Origin of the sequence: Bacillus sp. ABP14 (genome assembly GCF_001831375.1) — a bacterium.
GTDB classification, from domain to species: domain Bacteria; phylum Bacillota; class Bacilli; order Bacillales; family Bacillaceae_G; genus Bacillus_A; species Bacillus_A paranthracis.
In genome coordinates, this window is sequence record NZ_CP017016.1 from 4,627,402 (window position 1) to 4,647,304 (window position 19,903).

The following is a 19,903-nucleotide window of genomic DNA, read 5'->3' on the forward strand; positions in this document are numbered from 1 at the left end:
GCAAGCCACCTGCACTTTTTTTATAGTAATTCAAACACTCCCGCTGCTCCCATTCCGCCGCCGATACACATTGTTACGATACCGAATTGTTCGTTGCGGCGTTTCATTTCGTGAATAAGAGATAGTGTTAGTTTTGCTCCTGTACAGCCAAGTGGATGTCCAAGTGCGATTGCACCGCCGTTTACGTTTACTTTTTCTTCATCTAAACCAAGTTCACGAATAACTTGGATCGATTGTGAAGCGAATGCTTCATTTAGTTCGAATAGGCCGATATCTGATAGCTCTAAACCAGCTAGTTTTAATGCTTTCGGAATTGCTGCAATTGGGCCAATTCCCATTACTTCTGGTGGTACACCTGCTACTGCAAATGAACGGAATTTCGCAAGTGGCTTCATACCATCGCTCACTGCTTTTTCACGATCCATTAATAGTACAGATGCTGCACCGTCACTCATTTGTGAAGAGTTACCAGCTGTTACAGAACCGCGAACGTTAAATGCTGGACGTAATTTACCTAAAATGTCTAGCGTCGTTTCTGCTCTTACACCTTCGTCTTGTGCGAAAATGATTGTTTCTTCTTGCAGTTTGTTATTTGATCCAACAGTACGTAACGTTACATCTACAGGTACTGTTTCATCAGCAAAGTTTCCTGCAGCTAATGCTTTCGCAGCACGTTGATGACTTCTTACTGCAAATGCATCTTGCTCTTCACGAGAAATTCCATATTTCACAGCAACTTGCTCTGCTGTATGTCCCATACCCATATAATATTCTGGAGCTGCTTCTACAAGGCGACTATTTGGACGAACAACGTGTCCCATCATTGGAACTAAACTCATTGATTCCGCTCCGCCTGATAATACCGCTTCCGAGTGACCAAGCATAATGCGCTCTGCTCCGTAAGCGATACTTTGTAAACCTGAAGAACAGTAACGGTTAATTGTAATAGCTGGAACATCATAAGAAAGTCCTGCTAATCCGCCGATATTACGAGCCATATTTAAACCTTGCTCTGCTTCTGGCATCGCACAACCGAAAATTAAATCATCGATTGGTCCTTCATAATTCGCACGCTTTAACGTTTCCTTTACTACTAACGCCCCTAGATCGTCAGGACGAACTGTTTTTAATGAACCCCTCTTTGCTTTTCCAATTGGTGTTCTTGCTCCCGCAACAATGACAGCTTCTCTCATGAACGATATCTCCCCTCGTTATTAGTTACGTAATGGCTTTCCTTTTACAAGCATGTGCTGCATTCTTGCTTGTGATTTCATCTCACTTACTAAGCTAATAAATGCTTCACGTTCTACATCTAATAAATACTGCTCATCAACTTCTGTTCCGTACGGCACTTTTCCGCCTGCGATGACATATGCAAGTTTCTTCGCAATATGAAGGTCGTACTCTGAAATGTAACCAGATAAATGCATTGCTTCTGCACCAAGTGCAAGAGTTGCATATCCTGTTTCACCAACAACCGGTATCTTTTTACGAATCGGTGCTTTATAACCAGCTTCATATAAAGCAAGTGCTTTCTGTTTTGCATCGTATAGTAAGTGATCACCATTCACACTAATACCGTCTTTATCACCTAAGAAGTTATGAGAAACCGCTTCTTGTCCTGAAGTTGAAACTTTCGCCATTGCGACTGTTTCGAACACTTTATTTGCAACTTTTTGCAAGTCAAATTCTACGCCGTTTGCCATTTTATTTAAGTGTTTAATGTATAGCTCTTTATTACCGCCTCCGCCAGGGATTAAGCCAACACCAACTTCTACTAAGCCCATATACGTTTCACTAGAAGCTTGAATGCTCGCTGCTGGTAAGCAAACTTCTGTACCTCCGCCAAGCGTCATACCATATGGCGCTGCTACAACTGGCTTAGAAGAGTATTTAATTTTCATCATCGCATCTTGGAAGTTTTTCACAACCCACTCAATTTCAAAGTAGTTGTCGTCTTGTGCTTCCATTAAGATCATTGCTAGATTCGCACCAACGCAGAAGTTCTTCGATTGGTTACCGATAACAAGACCTTTATAATTCTTTTCTACTTCATCAACAGCGTAGTTAATCATTTGCGTAATATCCATGCCGATTGCATTGCTCTTCGAATGGAATTCTAAGCAAAGGATGCCATCGCCTAAATCAATTAAGCTCGCTCCGCTATTTTTCTTTAATACGCCATTTTTCGCTTTTAATTGCTTAAGAGAAATTGCTTTTTTATTACGCTCAATTAGCTTATATTCGCCATTATCGTAATAGTAGCTATCTCCGTTATCATGTTTGTAGAAAGTAGTGAAACCTTTCTCTAACATTTCTTTCACCCAAGTCGGAACAACTACGCCGTTTTCTTCCATCTTTTGAACGGATTTTTCAACGCCGATTGCATCCCAAACTTCAAACGGTCCTTGCTCCCAGCCGAAGCCCCACTTCATCGCTTGGTCAATTGCAACGATATCGTCAGCAATTTCTTTATGAAGTTTTGCAGAGTATAAAAGAGTTGGTGTAATGATGTTCCATAACAACTCTCCTGCGCGGTCTTTCGCATATACAAGCGCTTTCAATTTATTCGATAAACCTTTTTCTTGTTTACTTAACTCGATCGATGCAGCTTTTAATTTTTTACGAGCTTCGTACTCCATCGTTTCTGGATTTAATTCTAAAATTTCTTTTCCTTGTTTTAAGAAGAAGCCTTGACCTGTTTTGCTTCCAAGCCATTTTTTATCAAGCATGTCATGCATGAAAGCTGGTACTTTAAATACATCGCGCTCTTCTTCTTGTACGTTTTCATATACGTTATTTGCAACGTGTACGAATGTATCTAATCCGACAACATCTAATGTACGGAACGTTGCACTCTTCGGACGACCAATAAGTGGGCCTGTTACTGAATCAACTTCCCCAATGCTATAGCCGCGTTTTACCATCTCTTGAAGAGTTACTAATAAACCGTACGTACCGATGCGGTTTCCAATAAAGTTTGGTGTGTCTTTCGCGATAACAACGCCTTTTCCAAGAACGTCTTCGCCAAATAGTTTCATGAAGCTTAATACTTGTGGATCAGTTTCTTTCGTCGGTATTACCTCTAGAAGTTTTAAATATCGTGGTGGGTTAAAAAAGTGTGTACCTAAGAAGTGTTTCTGGAAGTCGTCTGAACGACCTTCTGCCATTTTTTCAACTGAAATGCCTGACGTATTCGAGCTTACGATAGAACCCGGTTTACGAACAGCATCTACTTTTTCAAATAGTTTCTTTTTAATCTCTAAGTTTTCAACTACTACTTCAATAATCCAATCTACATCAGCTAGACGCTCAAGGTCATCTTCTAAGTTACCTGCTTCAATCAGTGCTAAATTTCCTTTCACTGTCAGAGGAGCTGGTTTTTGCTTTAATAGTTTTTGTAGTGCCGTATTACTAAAACGATTTCTCACACTTTTATGTTCTAATGTAAGTCCCTTCGCCTCTTCTTCTTTCGTAAGCGCAGGTGGTACAATATCAAGCAATAATGTCGGAATACCAATATTAGCTAAGTGTGCCGCAATTCCTGAACCCATTACGCCTGACCCTAGAACAGCAGCCTTTTTAATTTGGAACATCCAATTCTCCCCCTATTCTTGAATGAATGCTCATTCAATTTTTCGACATAAGTCGCAATCAATGAGTGAGCCTCTACTAATAAATATATGATACTGTTTAAATTTTCGCAATATATTTATTGATAAAATTTTCTGAAATAAATATTTTTCTTTTATTTGCCCATGCTATATATGTATTTTCTTCACTAAAATACACTTTCCCTTTTTATAATCTGACGAAACTGGAGGAATATATATGGCAAAACTTAAGAAGAACCCTTCAAAGGCTGGAATTAGCGCAGCAAGTGTGACAGGAAACGCTGGACCAACTGATCGAGGCGTAGAAAAAGGACGTCAAGGTAATAACCAACAATATAAGAAGCATAATATGGGCGAAAAATAACGCTATATTTTTGGGCAGAGAACGTGGCATAATGGGTAATGGCTGCTTTTTCTGCCCAATTTATTTGTAACAAATGAGGGAATTATAATGAAACGAACAATAGTTATGATTGTAATGATTGCCACACTATTTACAGGGATGATTTTCTTCTCTTACGCACAAAGACAACAAGCTGTAAGAGCTGATCAACCTAGCATCACTGGGCAATACGGCATTACAATTGATGCAGACACAGGTGAAATTTTGTATGGGAAACGAGAAGACGAACGCTCTTATCCGGCTAGTATAGCCAAAATGATGACAACCCTTCTTTTACTAGAGAATGTAAAAGAAGATGAAGAAATTACAGTTACAGAAAACGCAATTAAAACAGAAAGTCAAAGTAAGAAAATTAAACTTCGTGCTGGGGAAAAGTTAAAACGTGATGAAGCATTAAAACTGATGCTTATCATTAGTGCAGACCCAATAGCTGAATCCATCGCAGAACATATCGCAGGATCAAAAAATGAATTTGTAAAAATGATGAATGCTAGAGCGAAGGAACTCGGTACAAAGCATGCGACTTTCAAAAACGCAAGTGGTGCTGATGCACTAGGAAACAAAGTATCACCATATGACATTGCTATAATTACGAAAGAAGCATTAAAATACCCAGTTGTTTTAGAATATATGAATTCAACGCGTACAACTCTACATACTTCAGAACGCTCTCCAAACATCGCAAACTATGGACGGGAAGAACTATATGACGATCCATATGCAATTGGAAGTAAAAGCGGTCTATCAGCACTCGGAAAATATACAGTCGTAACAGTGGATGAGAAAGACGGTAAACGCGTCATTAATGTTGTATTATCTTCTACTCGCAAGCAACTGTATCCTGATACGAAGAAAATGGCACATTACGCATTTCAGCAATTAAAATAACCAAGGAGTATTTACTCCTTGGTTATTTTTTAACCATGCCTTTTAATACGAACGCAACGTTTGCTGGACGCTCTGCTAGGCGACGCATGAAGTAGCCATACCAGTCGTTTCCATAAGGTACGTAAACACGCATTTTGTAACCTTCTTTTACTAGCTCAAGTTGACGCTCATTACGAATACCATATAGCATCTGGAATTCAAATTGATCCCTTGGAATGTTGTGTTCTTCGGCAAGTTTTTTCGTATATTCAATAATCGCTTCGTCATGTGAAGCAATTGCAGTATAATTTCCATTTAATAAGTGCATTTTAATAATCTTTTTATAATTGTCATCTACATCTTTCTTGTCCGGGAACGCCACTTCTTCAGGTTCTTTATAAGCCCCTTTTACAAGACGTAAATTAGGATTATAAGCATTTAAGTCTTCAATATCTTTTTCTGTACGATATAGGTAAGCTTGAATAACAGTACCAATATTATCGTACTCAGATTTTAACTGTTTAAAGATATCAATTGTCTTTCCGCAGCGTGTATAATCTTCCATATCAATTGTAACGAACACACCATTTTCTTTTGCCGCTTCTAAAATACGGCGCATATTGTTCATTACGATTTCATCAGAGATATCTAATCCCATAGAAGTCATCTTTAAAGAAAGTTGCGAATCAAGACCTTCTCTTCCAATTGCACGGATTGCTTCAATCGATTGGTTAGCCATTTCATTTGCTTCCGCTTCATTATCAACGAATTCCCCTAAATAATCGATTGTTACGCAAAGTCCTTGCTTGTTTAATTGTTTAATAGCTGCTGTCGCTAATTCAATTGTCTCCCCTGCGACAAAGCGACCTGCGCCAAAGCGTAAACCGTACTTTTTAGCCAGTTTTGTTAGCGCTTTATTTTTAGATAAGAAAAGAAACGAATTTCGCATTAATTGTTCCATGTAATTCACCCCTATGACTTAATTTATCTGTTTTTTACCCCTCTTCGAAATTATATCATTGTTTAAAATTATTGGATACAAATAATTATTTAGATAATTTATAAAATACTATAAAAACATTTAAAAACCTATATTCTCGCTTATAAATATGTCTGAAATATTTTTCGACATTTAGAAAAATAGAGTTTAATAGGCACAAAATAGGCATGCCGAAAATATTCGACATGCCTATAAAACCCTTTATATTCCATGTAAATTATATGAGGATATTAATACAGAAAACTTGAGATTATATTTATCCCAAGTTTTTTTTATTGTTCATTTCTCTTTTCTTCATTCAGCCTTTTAATATCAGTAATTAACTGCACCATCTCTTCTTTCGCATCGGGATACGTCTCATTCCAGTGCTTCACTAAAGCCGGCATCGTCTTTGCTATGTAAGAATACAGTGCCCACTTCTGTACCTGTTCTTTTCTCTCTTCATTGCTCTCTCCAAGTAATAGTTCCGTGTATTTCTCTAACAACCCGTCAAATTGTTCGTTAAATTTTTCACTCATCTTATCTACCTCCTATATGAAAAAAGCAGCGAAGATCGCTGCTTTTCTTTATAATTTTGATCGAACAGAGTTTAATTTCTTCTCCATTGTGCTTACTTTATCGCGACGATCATCGATACGAATTGTTGTCGCAACGCGCTGCGCACCTTTCGCATATGGAACTTCATGCATTTGTTGAATTACTTCTAGAATGACAGGAAGATCTCCTTCAATAATTGTATTCATTGGTGTTAATTGATACTTCACACGATCTGAGTTTTTCTCTAGCACCTTTTGTACTTCTGCTACATATTCACTCACACTTGGATTACCTGTTCCTACTGGAATAATCGATACGTCAACAATTGCCATAGTAGTCTTCCTCCTATACTTGCTTCTTATATATCCATTGTCTATTTTACCGAAATACGCATCATTTTACTAATTTGTTATTCCTCTATTTTAAACTGCTCAACTAATCTTTCTAAGTCTCTCATATGCTCCGTCAATCTTTCCATCGTATGAGCTACCTTTTCTAGATGATTCACTTGTGATTCAGTTGCAGCATTTACCTCTTCCGAAACCGCTGCGCTTTCTTGACTCGTACCGGCAATTGTATGCATGACCGCTGTAATTTCTCCTTGCTCGTGACCGATGTTATGTACCTCTTCTACAATTTGTTCCACTGAAGTACTAATCGTATTTACAACTGACATAATTGTGCGGAACTCCGCCTCTGCTTCTGTCGTAACATTATTTTGTATATCCGCAATATCTTTTAATTTACTTACAACTTCTACAACTCGTCTTACCTCTACTTGTACATCACCAATCATCGTCGCAATTTCTACTGTTGCTTCTTTTGATTGTTCCGCTAATTTTCGAACTTCTTCAGCAACAACAGCAAAACCTTTACCTTGTTCGCCCGCACGTGCCGCCTCGATTGAAGCATTTAAAGCAAGTAAATTCGTTTGATCCGAAATCCCCTTTATAAGCTCTACCACATTTTGAATCGAGCCAACTCTTTGTTCTAACTTTCCGGATGCTTCCTCTGTATGAACAACAATTGAAGATGATTGCCCCCTTGTACGAACTAAATTACGCATCGTATTTAGCCCTTGCTTAGATGCCTCTTCCGCTTTGCCAGCCACCCCTTTTATTTCACCAACAGAGTTATTCATTTGTTCCACTGACTGCGCCATATTCTCGAGCTGTTCTGAAACTTCATCTACACTATTAGCAAGCGTAGAAGCTCCTCCGCTCACGTCATCCATTGCACCTGACACTTCTCTACTAGCTGCTACAGTCTCATTCGTTAAATAATGTAGATTATTCGTTGATTGTTGCACGGTTGATACACTATTTTTAATTTTACTTACCATTTCATTCATTTGCTCAACCATATGATTAAAATGGTTCGTCAGTTCTCCAACTTCATCCTTACTTGTCACTTTCATTTGCAACGTTAAATCACCTTCTGCTACTTTTTGAACGTGATTCGTTAATAGTTGCAGCGGTCTTGCTAATCTTCGTGAAAACAAGTATGAAGCTACGATTCCAACGAATAAGCTAATACATGCCATTATAATGACTGTATTTCTCGTACTATTTAATAGCCCATCAATTGTTTCTTTCGGATAAAAAATGCCTATCTTCCATTTCATCAAATCAAATGACTGACTATATGCAACTACCTCTTCACCTTTTAATGTAGTAACAGCATATTTTGTTACATCTTTATTTAAACTCTGCACAAGCGGCTCTTTCGAAACATCTTTCCCTATCTTTTCCGGGTAAACAAGAGCCATATTTTTATCATTTATAATAAACATTTCTCCGCCGTTATTGTATTGAATATTATGAAGTAATTTCTGAATTGTTCCGAGCGATACATCCATCGCAACAACACCTAATACAGATCCATCTTGAGCTGTAATTGCTTTAGAAACTCCCACGCTTAACTTCCCTGTTGCAATTTCATACATAGGTTGTCCCCAGTGAACCGTTTTCACATCAGCTTCTGAGTCTTTATACCAAGGTCTTGTCGTTGGGTCATATCCTTCTGGCACTTGTCCACCTTCAGCAAGGTTGGCACTTAATGTTTTTTTATCTTTCGTACCAATATATAAGTCTAAAATGCCAGGATGATTCTTTTTGTACTCCGAAAACTCTTTCGTCAAAAATGCTTCCTCTTCTGGAGTAACTCCATCTTGAAGCATATTACGAATCATTTCACTGTTCGCATAATACCCCATATCTTCATCCGTTCTTTGAACAAATGTTGTAAGTTGCTCTGTCACAAGATCCATCGTATTTTGAGAATACTGGTCTAAGGAGCGCACTTCCTTCTCTTTCTGTAATTCATACATAGCTGTACCTAATATTACGAACATCATAGAAATAAGTACCGAAAATACTACCGCAATTTTTAAACGTAAACTTCTTAACATCTTCCCCCAAGCATCCCCTTCGTATTGAACTTAAATCTTATTAATCATTATATTAAGTATAATAGATAAAATTAAAAAATTGAAATTAATTCTCACCTTAATACAATTAGAAAACTGACTACCACTTGTGCAAAAACAAATAGTTCATTATCCTTAAACTATAATCTCATTCGTTCGGAGGTAACTATGTTACAAAAATTCGGTTTCTCACAATATGAAAGCCAAGCTTACGAAGTTGTCGTATCAAGCAACGAGCCATTAGATGCTACAACGATTGTGAAGCATTCTGGCGTGCCAAAAGCAAAAATATATGAAGTGCTTGCACGTCTAATCGATAAAGGAATGGTAATGGATTCTGTTTCGGAGAAGAAAAAGATGTATACAGCATTACCACTCAAGCTAGCAATTGAAAAATTAACAACAGAATTTCAATCCAATATTAAAGAATTAGAGACAACTATATCGAAAAAATCATTTACAGATGACCGTGTGTGGAGCTTAAAAATGCAATCTTCTATTCGCGTTCAAAGTAAAGAGCTCATCGAAAGTGCAAAAGAATCAATTCGCATTTCAGCTTGGAATGATACTCTTTTAGAATATCTTCCTTTATTAGAAGAAAAAGCAAAACAAGGCGTCAAAACCGAATCCCTTATAGTTGGAAAAGTAAAAACAGACTTAGAAAATATGCATTTTCTAATCCCAGCCGAAGAGCCTAACGCGCTAGAGCGATACTTACTGCTCATCGTTGACGACCGTGAAATTTTATTTGCTGGTGTAGAGCAAGAGTCATGGCAAGCGATGAAAACAATGTCACAACCTTTCGTAAAGTTCTTTACAGAATTTTTCTATCACGACGTTGCACTTGCAAAGATTACCCAGAAACACCATGACCTCTTTATGGAAGATGAGGAAATTAAAAGTTTATTGATGAAGTTGAGATACTAAAAAAACGCCTCTATTACAAGGCGTTTTTTTCTACATTTCTTTTCTATTTTTCATTCTTAACACATAAGCACCAGCAATAATAAAACTAATTCCTAAAACGAATAAAGACGTAAATTCATTGCCGATGCCGCCAGTAGCTGGCAAACGCACTTCATTATGAGTATTATGTTGTTGCACCTGCTTCACATCAGCAGAAGGTTTCACTTCTCCATTCGGTGTTGGCTTATTTGGCTTAGAAGGAAACGATGCCTTTTCTTCTTTCTTATTTTTCACAATATGTTTAATAATTTCTCCATCCTCTTTTATTTCAAATGCGAACGTCTCTTCATTTATTACATATCCATTTGGTGCTATTGTTTCTTTATACGTGTACTTTCCGTATGGTAGTTTGAATTTCGCTATACCTTGCTCATTTGTTTTTCCTTTTACTACTTCTTTCCCTTGTTCGTTGTAGATTGTAAACTCTGCATTTGGCAATTTCGTATTCCCATCCGCTATATCTACTTTCGTTATTTCTAATTCACCTTCTACTTTCTTATCTTGAACGATATGTTTAATAATTTCTCCATTCTCTTTTATTTCAAAGGCGAACGTCTCTTCATTTATTACATATCCATTTGGTGCTATTGTTTCTTTATACGTGTACTTTCCGTATGGTAGTTTGAATTTCGCTACACCTTGCTCATTTGTTTTTCCTTTTACTACTTCTTTTCCTTGTTCATTGTAGATTGTAAATTCTGCGTTCGGCAGTTTCGTATTTCCATCCGCTACATCTACTTTCGTTATTTCTAATTCACCTTCTACTTTCTTATCTTGAACGATATGTTTAATAACTTCTCCATTCTCTTTTATTTCAAAGGCGAATGTCTCTTCATTTATTACATATCCATTTGGCGCTATTGTTTCTTTATACGTGTACTTTCCGTATGGTAGTTTAAATTTCGCTACACCTTTTTCATCCGTTTTTCCTTTTACTACTTCTTTCCCTTGTTCGTTGTAGATTGTAAATTCTGCGTTCGGCAGTTTCGTATTCCCATCCGCTACATCTACTTTCGTTATTTCTAATTCACCTTTTACATTTTCATTTTTAAGCTCTAATACAGCTGTTTCACCAGTTTTCACTTCAATTTTTTTAACGCTTCCGTCTAACACATATCCAGCTGGCGCTTGAATTTCTTTGACGCTATATATACCGATTGGAAGATTACCTAACTCCGCAATCCCCTTATCATTAGTCGTAACATTTTGTTTAAAGTTTTCATTCGAAACTTCAAACACCGCTCCTTTTAATACTTCCTTTTTTTCTCCTAATTTCATAATCTTTAAAGATCCTACTGATTCCCAATTTACAACTAAATCTGTACTGATTTTCTCACTATTTCTTTGTAACAATACCGTTGTATTTTGAACTTTTTCTGATCCTTTAAAAGCTATTGCTTGTAAATTTGTTAAAGTAGACTTCACTTTCATTTTAAAGTTACCACTACTCGTATTTTTCGGTATTAAGATTTTGAATTTTCCGTTAATTGATAATGTACTTTTCTCTTCACCATTTTCATTTACAATTCGAAGCCCTTTAGGAGCATTTTCAGGAAGAATTGTATAAGAGCCAGAAACCGCATTTGTTTGCACTGCATAAAATCCTGTTTCTAAATAATCACCTTTTTGTGTAGCAGTTTGTGAATCTACAGGATTAACTTTAAAGAATACATTTTGTGATCCAGTTTCTTTTTTTGAAGCCTCTACTAAACGCTTCATAAGATTATGTACTCGTTCATTTTTTGCAACTAAATCTTCTTCCGTTAATTCATTTGCTGCAATCCATACTGCTAATTGTGTAGCATAATGCGCTTCTTCCGTTGTCGCTACACCTAATTCAGATGGGCTTTTTTGAGGATATCCATTTAATAAAACACGATATACGGCATCAGATGTTTTCCCCATTTCAGGCAAATCATCCCCATTGGGAGAACGTAAATCAGGCGTTAAACAATACGCAATACTACCCGTAGCCGTTTTAATTATTTCTGTCTTTATTTCACGCTGTTTCGACTTACTATAACTCCAATCCATTTTATATGTTTCTCTGTTCATTACTTCTGCCTTCACTTGCGGCATTGCAATTCCTAATAAAATAATAAGAGCACTTAAAAAACTAAACCATTTCCCTACCATCTTTCGTTTCATTCTCTCCACCACCATATATAAATTTCTACATGAAGCAATCTTACTGTTTCATTGTACTTATAGTGAAAAAAAGAGAATAGGTGGTTTTTTTGTAGTATCTTGTCGAATTGTTGAGAAAGTTTCAAAGTAATAAGCAACATTAAAATTGTTTGTTCTCATGCTGCTATTGACAAATGAACATTACATATTTTCAATTTTCAAACATACTAAAAAAGGCACTTTATAAGTGCCTTCATATCTTACGAGAAACAAATTTCAAATGAATACATATTACTTATCTTTTTCCTTTATCTCCATCAACAGCTCAATAATTTTCTCATTTTGCTCCACTTGTTTCTCTGAATTTTGATAAATGAAACGGACCCATCTAAAAATAAACGTGACCACAAATATTGGTATAAGGCTTAGTATCACTCCTACTAAATCATATGCCATTTTCTATCACCTCGCTACATACAAATTCTCCATCTTCCTACTAAAACCTGCAATTTTTTACAAATCAAAGAAGAACCTATCAAACGATAGATTCTTCTTTTGCAAACTGAGTAGAACGTCCTCTCGTAATCGAGAAAATTGCACAAAGCAGCGCTAATATAATAAAGCCGCCTCCTACCCAAGCATTATATATAACAGACGATTTCTCAATAACAACTCCGCCTACTGTTGAACCGAGCGCAATTCCTAAGTGAAGGGCAGAGTTATTTAAACTTTGCTGAATACCAGCTGATTCCGGTGCAATTTCAATTAAATAATTTTGTTGTGCTGGCGAAATAGCCCAGCTCAGCATACTCCAAAGTCCCATCATAATAATGAACAGCGGGAATGAGAATGTCATCATCGGCAATAAGAAGATTGCACACGCAAATACGATAATAATTGAGATAATACTTTTCTTCGATCCCCATTTATCAGCAAGCCATCCTCCTAAGCCACCTCCAAGTACCGCTGCGATTCCGAAAATGAAGTAAAATACACTAATCCAATTCGCTTCCACATGCATAACATCTTTTAAAAATGGTGTTAAATATGCATATAGTGTTAAATGACCTGTTAAAAATAAGAATGACGTTAACTGTGCACTGACGATTTTTTTATCTTTTAACGTAGCAATTTGCTCTCTTATTGATAATACCGATGTCGGTGGTACTTTCGTTAAAAATAGAGAAATACAAGCGATTGCCATAACTGTTAAGATTGAAATGAGTACAAATGGTGCACGCCATCCGTATGCATTTCCGAGTACAAGGCCAAGCGGTACTCCAAGTACAAGTGATCCACTAATCCCCATGAAAATGATTCCAATTGCACGCGCACGAAAATGCGGTTCTACAACGCTAGAAGCAAGTGTTACTGACAGTGCAATAATAAGCGAACCACTCGCCGCACAAATCACCCTTGAGAACATTAACATCCCGTAATTCACACTACATGCTGAAATAATATTTCCGATTAAGAAAATTGATAATGCCCCAACATACAATGTTTTTCTGTCAAACTTCCCTGTTAATGCTAATAAAACAGGACCTGATAAAGCAAATACTACTGAAAATATTGTGATTAGCTGACCAGCTGCACTAATAGATACACCTAAATCATTGGCAACTAAATCAAGCGTTCCTCCTATAATTAGCTCAACCGTTCCGACTACGAAAGCCGCGATAGCTAAAATATACACACGAAAATTCAAGTCTTTCCCCACGCTTTCTATTTTGGTTACTACGACTATAGTAACCAAAATAGAAATTGAAAACAAGTACAATTTTTTTACAGTAAAAAAGGTAGGCGTATTATACGCCTACCCTTCAATCATGACACTTTATTCTTCTTATTTAAATACCAATACACCGGCAGCCCAGTAAAGACAATTCCAATTGATAAGAAACAACTTACCGGATCATTGATAATGGCACTACCAATTACAAAGAGCGAGCCGAAAATCGCAACGATTGGTACGATTGGGAATAACGGTACACTGTATGCACGCTCTTTATTCTTATTGCGCTTTCTTAAAATGAAGACGCCAATAAACGTCATTACATAGAAAATATAAATAATGAATACGGAAATCTCAGATAGCTTATTCGGATCACTAATAAGCATTAAAATAATTCCTAAAATGATTTCAACAGTAATCGCATTTGCTGGTGTTTTAAATCTTGGGCTTTCCTTCGCAATAAACTTAGCAAATGGAAGTTGTCCACGTTCTGCCATCGACATCGGGATACGTGGGAACGTTAAAATCTTTCCATTTAAACAACCGAAAATAGAAACGATAATACCGATACTAATAATTTTCCCGCCGTATTCTCCAAGTAGCATTCCTGCAGCTGTCGCTGTTGCATTTTCTCCAAGGTCTACAATTTGCGTTGCTGGTAATACATTCAGTAACGCCAAATTAATTAATACGTAAGCAGCTGTTACAATTAAAATCCCAACTGTCATAGCTTTCGGTAATAACTTTGTTGGATTCTTCATTTCTCCACCAATTGAAGCAAGTAAAATCCAGCCGTCATAAGCAAATAATGTTGCTAAAATTGCCATCCCGATACTTTGATTTTCTGATATTGGCACAACTACATTAAAGATATCGCTATTCCCTTTCCAGAAACCTAACACAACAATTAATACGATTGGAATCATCTTCCCGATTGTCGTGATTGTTTGGACGATACCTCCATATTTTGTTCCCATACTATTTACAACGCCAAGGAACACAACTGTTCCAATTGCGATTGGTAAATTCCATACTTTATCTAAATAGAAAAAATTAATCATTAAAGAACTAAAGTATAGCCCTAATGTTCCAATAATAGCTGGCCCATAAACAATTGTTTGCATCCAGCCTGATAAATATCCCCAAAAACTTCCGTAAATCTCCTCTAAGTACGTATACAACCCACCATTTTTCGGGATTTGCGCTCCTATTTCAGCTACTGTTAAACCACTTGCTAGCGTCAACAGACCACCAATTACCCAAGCAAGAATCGCCATATTAGAACTCCCCGAGTAATCTAATACGCTCCCTGGTTTCATAAACACACCAGATCCAATAATCGTTCCTACTACGATAGAAAGTGCTACCGTTAAACCAATCTTGTTCTTCTCATCATGATGCATGCTGCGTATCCTCCTTCCAATCCTAGTGTGGTGCAAAAATGAAATAAAAAAACACTCCTCCCTAAAAAAGGGACGAGTGTTATATTCGTGGTTCCACCCTTGTTTCAATTCGCAAAGTAACACACTTCACCAATTTCTCAAGTCTAAAATAACGGTTTTTGCCGGCAAGCAATTACTAGATGTTCGTTCACTGCTGCAGTTCAGAGGTGGTAATCCATTTTTTCGTATTAGGAAGCTCACAGCCAAAGGCTTCCCTCTCTGAGAATCGTAAAAAATTAATCATGTCCTCATCATCACTTCTCGATGTCGAATTTTGTAGTTATTGTTCATTATATTGAATTGTTAGAAAAAATCAATATATTTTTTTATATAACATACGAAATATTTCTCTTCTTATATTATAACAGAAGTTACGACACTTCTCTAATTTCCTAGTATCTTTGGAACAGTGTAGCGATAAAAAATTATATCAGCGATTTTTCAAATATATCGACCACAACTTAATTTATATCAGCGATTTTCAAAATATATCGACCGCAACTTAATTTATATCGGCGATTTTCGAAATATATCGATTTACCAACAAAAAACGACAACAAGTAAGAGGAGACTGTTCCAAAAACAGCCTCCTCGCATACGTACCTTCCGGTTGCCCACACGAAAGATATGTAATTCGCTTATTTATCTTCTTTGTTCATAAAAAACTTGTGATGCGGAATATCGACATTCAATGCCTCTAATTGTTTCTTTTCATTGTCTAAAATCGCTTTTACTTTTGTTTTTGTTGCCTCATCTAATCCCGCAAAGATGTCTTCATGCTTCTCTTTCTCTGGAAGTTTCACACCTAGTTTTGTTAATTCTTCTTTTGCTTGCTCATGCGTTAATTTCCCGGACTTTTCTTGTTCAAAAATAGACTTTGCTTTTTCCTTTGTTGCTTCATCTAAGTTAGCAAGTACGTCTTTATGCTTACCCTTCTCTGGCATTTTCACGCCTAACTTCGCTAATTCCTCTTTTGCTTGTTCACGTGTTAATTTGCCGGATTTCTCTTCCTCTAAAATTGATTTTGCTTTTTCTTTTGTCGCTTCGTCTAATCCCGCAAACATTTCTTTGTGTTTACCCTTTTCCGGGAACTTCACGCCTAATTTTGTTAATTCTTCTTTTGCTTGTTCACGTGTTAATTTGCCGGACTTTTCTTGCTCTAAAATTGATTTCGCTTTTTCTTTCGCCTGTTCATCTAATCCCGCAAACATTTCTTTACGTTTTTCTTTCTCTGGAAGCTTTACGCCTAGCTCCTCTAACTGTTTCTTTGTATCATTCATAATCGTTTTTACTTTTTGTTTTGTAACGTCATCTAAATCTTTTTTCGCCGTTTTTGTAGATTGCTCAGCTGCTGGAGTATTCGTTGCCGCGAATGCCGGGATGCCGACTCCTCCAATGATTCCGAATGATAAAGCACCTGCAATCGCTAAATACCCAACTGTTTTCTTCTTCATAGGAAATTTCCTCCTTCATATTTCTAATGCATGTACACTCTCGTATACAATGCCTATAGTAATGTTGGTTTCTTAACATTTCCTTAACGACTTAACAAAAAAACACCGCTCATGATGAGCGGTGTTTTTCTATGCTTTTTGTAATTGTAATTCTTCACGTTCCATTATTCTTCTTAATACAATTGTTTGTGTCATTGTAAATAAGTTACCTGTTATCCAGTACAACACAAGACCTGATGGTGCCGCAAATCCCATAAATAAAATCATTGCCGGCATCATAATTTGCTGCATTTTCAGCATCTGTACTTGTTCTCCAGGTGTAATATTTGATTGGAAAACCTTCATTTGAATAAATGTCGTTAATGCTGCAATAATCGGTAATATATGATAAGGATCTGCATGTCCTAAGTTCACCCATAAAAACGAAGATGTGCGAATCTCTTCTGTTCGGCTAATCGCATAATACAAGGCAGAGAAAATCGGCATTTGTATAAAGATTGGCCAGCAACCAGCAAGTGGATTCCAACCGCCTGATTTCATTAGTTCTGACATTTCTTTTTGATACTGTTTTTGTTTTTCAAGATTTTTACTTACATCACCGTATTTTTTCTTTAGCTTCTGCAATTCAGGTTGCATTTTCTTCATTTTCGCTTGGCTACGATATTGCGAAACAGCTAATGGAATCATCGCTGAACGAATAACGAGCGTCATAATAATGATAGCAATCCCGAAGCTAGCTCCCGGTATATGATGAGCAACAAATTGAATCATAAACGAGATTGGATAGACAAAATAATGATCCCAAATTCCCGTACTATGTGCATCAATTGGGGCTGCATTACTGCAACCAGATAAAACAAAAACAAGTAATAATGATAAACTAACGAGCACAGCTCGGTATGATTTTAACATGTTCATTCCTCCAATGTTTCGTAATTATTTAGCGAAACATTGGTGTATACGGACCGACCTCGTCATTCTCTTCACTCGATTCTTGTCTGCGCACAGAACGAATCATTCCATATTTATAAAAAATAGAAAATAGCGGTACATTCCCCGCACTATCTTCACATGTATCAACTAACGCAAATGCTCTTTGTCTACCGCTCGATGCTTGCTGACGCACAAAGCGAGAAACGTTAGCAAGGAAGAAAACTTCTAATAAACAAAGTGCTGTCGTTACAAACGATATATATAGAATTGCATCCTGCAATAAAAATTCCATCGCTTCACATCCTTAATAAGGTCATTTTAGCACATTCGGCAAACATTCTCTATTTCCTTTTATCGTCAAAAAAAGTATTTTGCATATTTTCTCAAGAAAATAATAATTAAGAAACATTGTATTCGCTTTCTTTAGTATATTCACACACATCAATGAATAGGCTTGATTTATTAGAAATTTATAAAATTTTTGCATTATAATAAAACTATTGCCAGTTTTTGAAAAAACCTTTATTCTCTTCTTGTAATCAAAAATGAATATGGAGATGAAACATACTATGGGTCAACTAGGAGACGCCGATTACGTTCCCGACACCGCCTTTTTATCCTTCCCAGCAGCTAAAACATTTCACTTAGAATTTATCATACAGTTGGTTGTTATTTTCGTAGCTTCTATTTTGTATGCAATTTCTATGAATATGTTCTTTATCCCGCATAACATGATTAGCGGTGGATTCGCTGGAGTAGGGATGATTATCGGTTATTTAATGCACTACAATATCGGTGCACTTATCTTTTTACTAAACATTCCTCTTCTTATTTTAAGTCACTTTTACTTAGGCAAGAAGACAACCTTTTTAACAGCGTACTTTGTAGCTGTATCATCGTTAGCGATGAACATTATCCCTGTACACCAAGTTTCAGACGATATTTTACTATCTTCTGTATTCGGCGGTGTAATCTGCGGAGCAGCTTCAGGAATCATATTCCGATTTGCTTCTTCAACAGGTGGTTTTGATGTTGTTGGATTGATTGTAGCGAAATATCGAGATGTTTCAATTGGAGCAATCATATTTGTATTCAACTTAATCTTACTTGTTGTAGCAGGATTTATTTTCGGATGGGATATTACACTTTATACGTTAATTAGTCGATTTGTAGTCAGCAAAGTGATCGATGCTGTGCATACGAAACATATTAAATTAACGATAATGACAATTACAGAAAAAGGCGAGGAAATAAAAAGCGCCCTACTACATCACGGCATACGTGGCGTGACAATGGTAGATGCTGTCGGCGGCTATACAAACCATAAGAAAAAAATGATTTACACTGTCGTGACTCGCTATGAGTTAGGCGAAATGAAACGTATTATCCGTCAAGTGGATAATAAAGCATTTATGAACATTACTGAAACAGTTGAAATTGTCGGCCGTTTCAAACGCATATAAAAAGGTCAATACATGAAAGGGCATAACATATTAGTCATATATAATATGTTATGCCCTTTGTTATTCAACTCACGTACCCTTTAGCATAATACAATCATTAAGTTTATTACTACCAATCGGAGGATAGCATTCCATATACAATACTATCTGTCCATTCATCTTTATTCCAGAAATCTTGTATGAAATGTGCTTCCTTTCTCATGCCTATTCGTTCACACAATTTTTGTGAAGCTGTATTTCGTGCATCAAGATTAGCTTGTATACGGTGTACATTACATTCATTAAATAATTTAAATACCAAACGACTTACTGCTTCTGTTGCCAAACCTCTTCCAGTTACTTCATTTGAAAAACTATAACCAATCTCAACAGTGTCTTTCATATTTGTGTACCATACAGATAAATCACCAACTACTTTCGTTTTGTATATAACTGCTAAACTTAATATTGAATCTTTAGTAAGTACATTATTTTCTAGCTTCTTATTAAATCTTTTCTGCATGTCTTCATGAGTCCACTTATTATGTAATAGGAACTTACATGTATCATCATTATTATAAATGGCAAATACATCCTGTAAATCGGTACTCTTAAAAGGTCTAACTGTTAATCTTTCTGTTGTGAATTCCAAGTTAGCTCTCCTCCCTTCCATTCATGGCATAAAACATTTTTTATAGTATTTAAGTCCCCTTCTTATATCCCACCTTGATTACATATTTCATCATAGTAAATGAAAATCCTTCTTCCTCTAAACTGCACCGTTACTGGTATTTCTTTGCGCTTTTTATTTTTTACACTTATTACAAAATCAGATAATTCTATTATTATGCCTCTAAATGTGTTATAATGAAAACAGACTCACAAAAAAAGAGTATATAGACTTGGAAGTTTCTCTTATTTTACAAGCAAAAAGAAACGAGAAGTCGGGTATATT

At 36.4% G+C, this 19,903-nt stretch carries 18 protein-coding genes and 1 other annotated feature; of the genes, 4 read left to right on the forward strand and 14 right to left on the reverse strand.

Features of this window, described 5'->3' with window-relative positions:
• Positions 1–20 precede the first annotated feature (20 nt).
• Together BGI23_RS24320 and BGI23_RS24325 are read right to left on the reverse strand one after the other, a co-directional pair.
• Complete coding sequence (locus BGI23_RS24320) at positions 21–1,193, reverse strand: acetyl-CoA C-acetyltransferase (RefSeq protein WP_044791031.1); 1,173 nt, start codon at positions 1,191–1,193, stop codon at positions 21–23.
• A 21-nt stretch (positions 1,194–1,214) separates the two neighbouring features.
• Positions 1,215–3,596 (reverse strand): 3-hydroxyacyl-CoA dehydrogenase/enoyl-CoA hydratase family protein, encoded by a 2,382-nt coding sequence (locus BGI23_RS24325; RefSeq protein ID WP_070807102.1) that lies wholly within the window; start codon positions 3,594–3,596, stop codon positions 1,215–1,217.
• Between the two features lie 235 nt (positions 3,597–3,831).
• Here BGI23_RS24325 and BGI23_RS24330 point away from each other — a divergent pair, with 235 nt between their 5' ends.
• The gene (locus tag BGI23_RS24330; protein ID WP_001096347.1) at positions 3,832–3,978 is read left to right on the forward strand and encodes a YuzL family protein; all 147 of its coding nucleotides are present in this window, start codon (positions 3,832–3,834) and stop codon (positions 3,976–3,978) included.
• A gap of 87 nt (positions 3,979–4,065) precedes the next feature.
• The gene (locus BGI23_RS24335; protein WP_070807103.1) at positions 4,066–4,905 is read left to right on the forward strand and encodes a D-alanyl-D-alanine carboxypeptidase family protein; all 840 of its coding nucleotides are present in this window, start codon (positions 4,066–4,068) and stop codon (positions 4,903–4,905) included.
• Between the two features lie 22 nt (positions 4,906–4,927).
• Here the strand turns inward: BGI23_RS24335 and BGI23_RS24340 are convergent, their stop codons facing one another.
• The 4 genes from BGI23_RS24340 to BGI23_RS24355 all read right to left on the reverse strand — a co-directional run bounded on the left by BGI23_RS24340 (position 4,928) and on the right by BGI23_RS24355 (position 8,831).
• Complete coding sequence (locus BGI23_RS24340) at positions 4,928–5,845, reverse strand: proline dehydrogenase family protein (protein ID WP_000436772.1); 918 nt, start codon at positions 5,843–5,845, stop codon at positions 4,928–4,930.
• 311 nt (positions 5,846–6,156) lie between these two features.
• Entirely contained in the window at positions 6,157–6,402 is a 246-nt protein-coding gene (locus tag BGI23_RS24345) for a YusU family protein (protein ID WP_001290594.1), read from the reverse strand.
• A 48-nt stretch (positions 6,403–6,450) separates the two neighbouring features.
• Positions 6,451–6,753: an MTH1187 family thiamine-binding protein gene (locus tag BGI23_RS24350; RefSeq protein ID WP_001018866.1), complete on the reverse strand. Its 303-nt coding sequence runs from the start codon at positions 6,751–6,753 to the stop codon at positions 6,451–6,453.
• Positions 6,754–6,830: 77 nt separating this feature from the next.
• Positions 6,831–8,831: a methyl-accepting chemotaxis protein gene (locus BGI23_RS24355; RefSeq protein WP_070807104.1), complete on the reverse strand. Its 2,001-nt coding sequence runs from the start codon at positions 8,829–8,831 to the stop codon at positions 6,831–6,833.
• 186 nt (positions 8,832–9,017) lie between these two features.
• Between BGI23_RS24355 and BGI23_RS24360 the strand changes: the two genes are divergently transcribed.
• Positions 9,018–9,776: a TrmB family transcriptional regulator gene (locus tag BGI23_RS24360; protein ID WP_000939492.1), complete on the forward strand. Its 759-nt coding sequence runs from the start codon at positions 9,018–9,020 to the stop codon at positions 9,774–9,776.
• A 30-nt stretch (positions 9,777–9,806) separates the two neighbouring features.
• Here the strand turns inward: BGI23_RS24360 and BGI23_RS24365 are convergent, their stop codons facing one another.
• The 7 genes from BGI23_RS24365 to BGI23_RS24395 all read right to left on the reverse strand — a co-directional run bounded on the left by BGI23_RS24365 (position 9,807) and on the right by BGI23_RS24395 (position 17,798).
• On the reverse strand, positions 9,807–11,963 hold the full coding sequence (locus BGI23_RS24365; RefSeq protein ID WP_070807105.1) for a SpaA isopeptide-forming pilin-related protein: 2,157 nt from the start codon (positions 11,961–11,963) through the stop codon (positions 9,807–9,809).
• A 270-nt stretch (positions 11,964–12,233) separates the two neighbouring features.
• On the reverse strand, positions 12,234–12,398 hold the full coding sequence (locus BGI23_RS28500) for a hypothetical protein (RefSeq protein ID WP_000312827.1): 165 nt from the start codon (positions 12,396–12,398) through the stop codon (positions 12,234–12,236).
• A 79-nt stretch (positions 12,399–12,477) separates the two neighbouring features.
• Positions 12,478–13,722: an MFS transporter gene (locus tag BGI23_RS24375; protein WP_369804919.1), complete on the reverse strand. Its 1,245-nt coding sequence runs from the start codon at positions 13,720–13,722 to the stop codon at positions 12,478–12,480.
• A gap of 47 nt (positions 13,723–13,769) precedes the next feature.
• Positions 13,770–15,080, reverse strand: coding sequence for an APC family permease (locus tag BGI23_RS24380; RefSeq protein ID WP_070807107.1), 1,311 nt, complete (start codon positions 15,078–15,080; stop codon positions 13,770–13,772).
• Between the two features lie 65 nt (positions 15,081–15,145).
• Positions 15,146–15,383 (reverse strand) — a binding site (T-box leader).
• A 374-nt stretch (positions 15,384–15,757) separates the two neighbouring features.
• The gene (locus BGI23_RS24385) at positions 15,758–16,573 is read right to left on the reverse strand and encodes a hypothetical protein (RefSeq protein WP_070807108.1); all 816 of its coding nucleotides are present in this window, start codon (positions 16,571–16,573) and stop codon (positions 15,758–15,760) included.
• Between the two features lie 129 nt (positions 16,574–16,702).
• On the reverse strand, positions 16,703–17,485 hold the full coding sequence (yidC, locus tag BGI23_RS24390; RefSeq protein WP_000920533.1) for a membrane protein insertase YidC: 783 nt from the start codon (positions 17,483–17,485) through the stop codon (positions 16,703–16,705).
• Between the two features lie 28 nt (positions 17,486–17,513).
• Positions 17,514–17,798, reverse strand: coding sequence for a hypothetical protein (locus BGI23_RS24395; protein ID WP_000394930.1), 285 nt, complete (start codon positions 17,796–17,798; stop codon positions 17,514–17,516).
• Between the two features lie 277 nt (positions 17,799–18,075).
• On the opposite strand from BGI23_RS24395, the gene BGI23_RS24400 reads away from it, so the two are divergent.
• Entirely contained in the window at positions 18,076–18,969 is an 894-nt protein-coding gene (locus BGI23_RS24400) for a YitT family protein (protein WP_000530037.1), read from the forward strand.
• A 109-nt stretch (positions 18,970–19,078) separates the two neighbouring features.
• Here the strand turns inward: BGI23_RS24400 and BGI23_RS24405 are convergent, their stop codons facing one another.
• Complete coding sequence (locus BGI23_RS24405) at positions 19,079–19,600, reverse strand: GNAT family N-acetyltransferase (RefSeq protein ID WP_070807109.1); 522 nt, start codon at positions 19,598–19,600, stop codon at positions 19,079–19,081.
• Positions 19,601–19,903 lie beyond the last annotated feature (303 nt).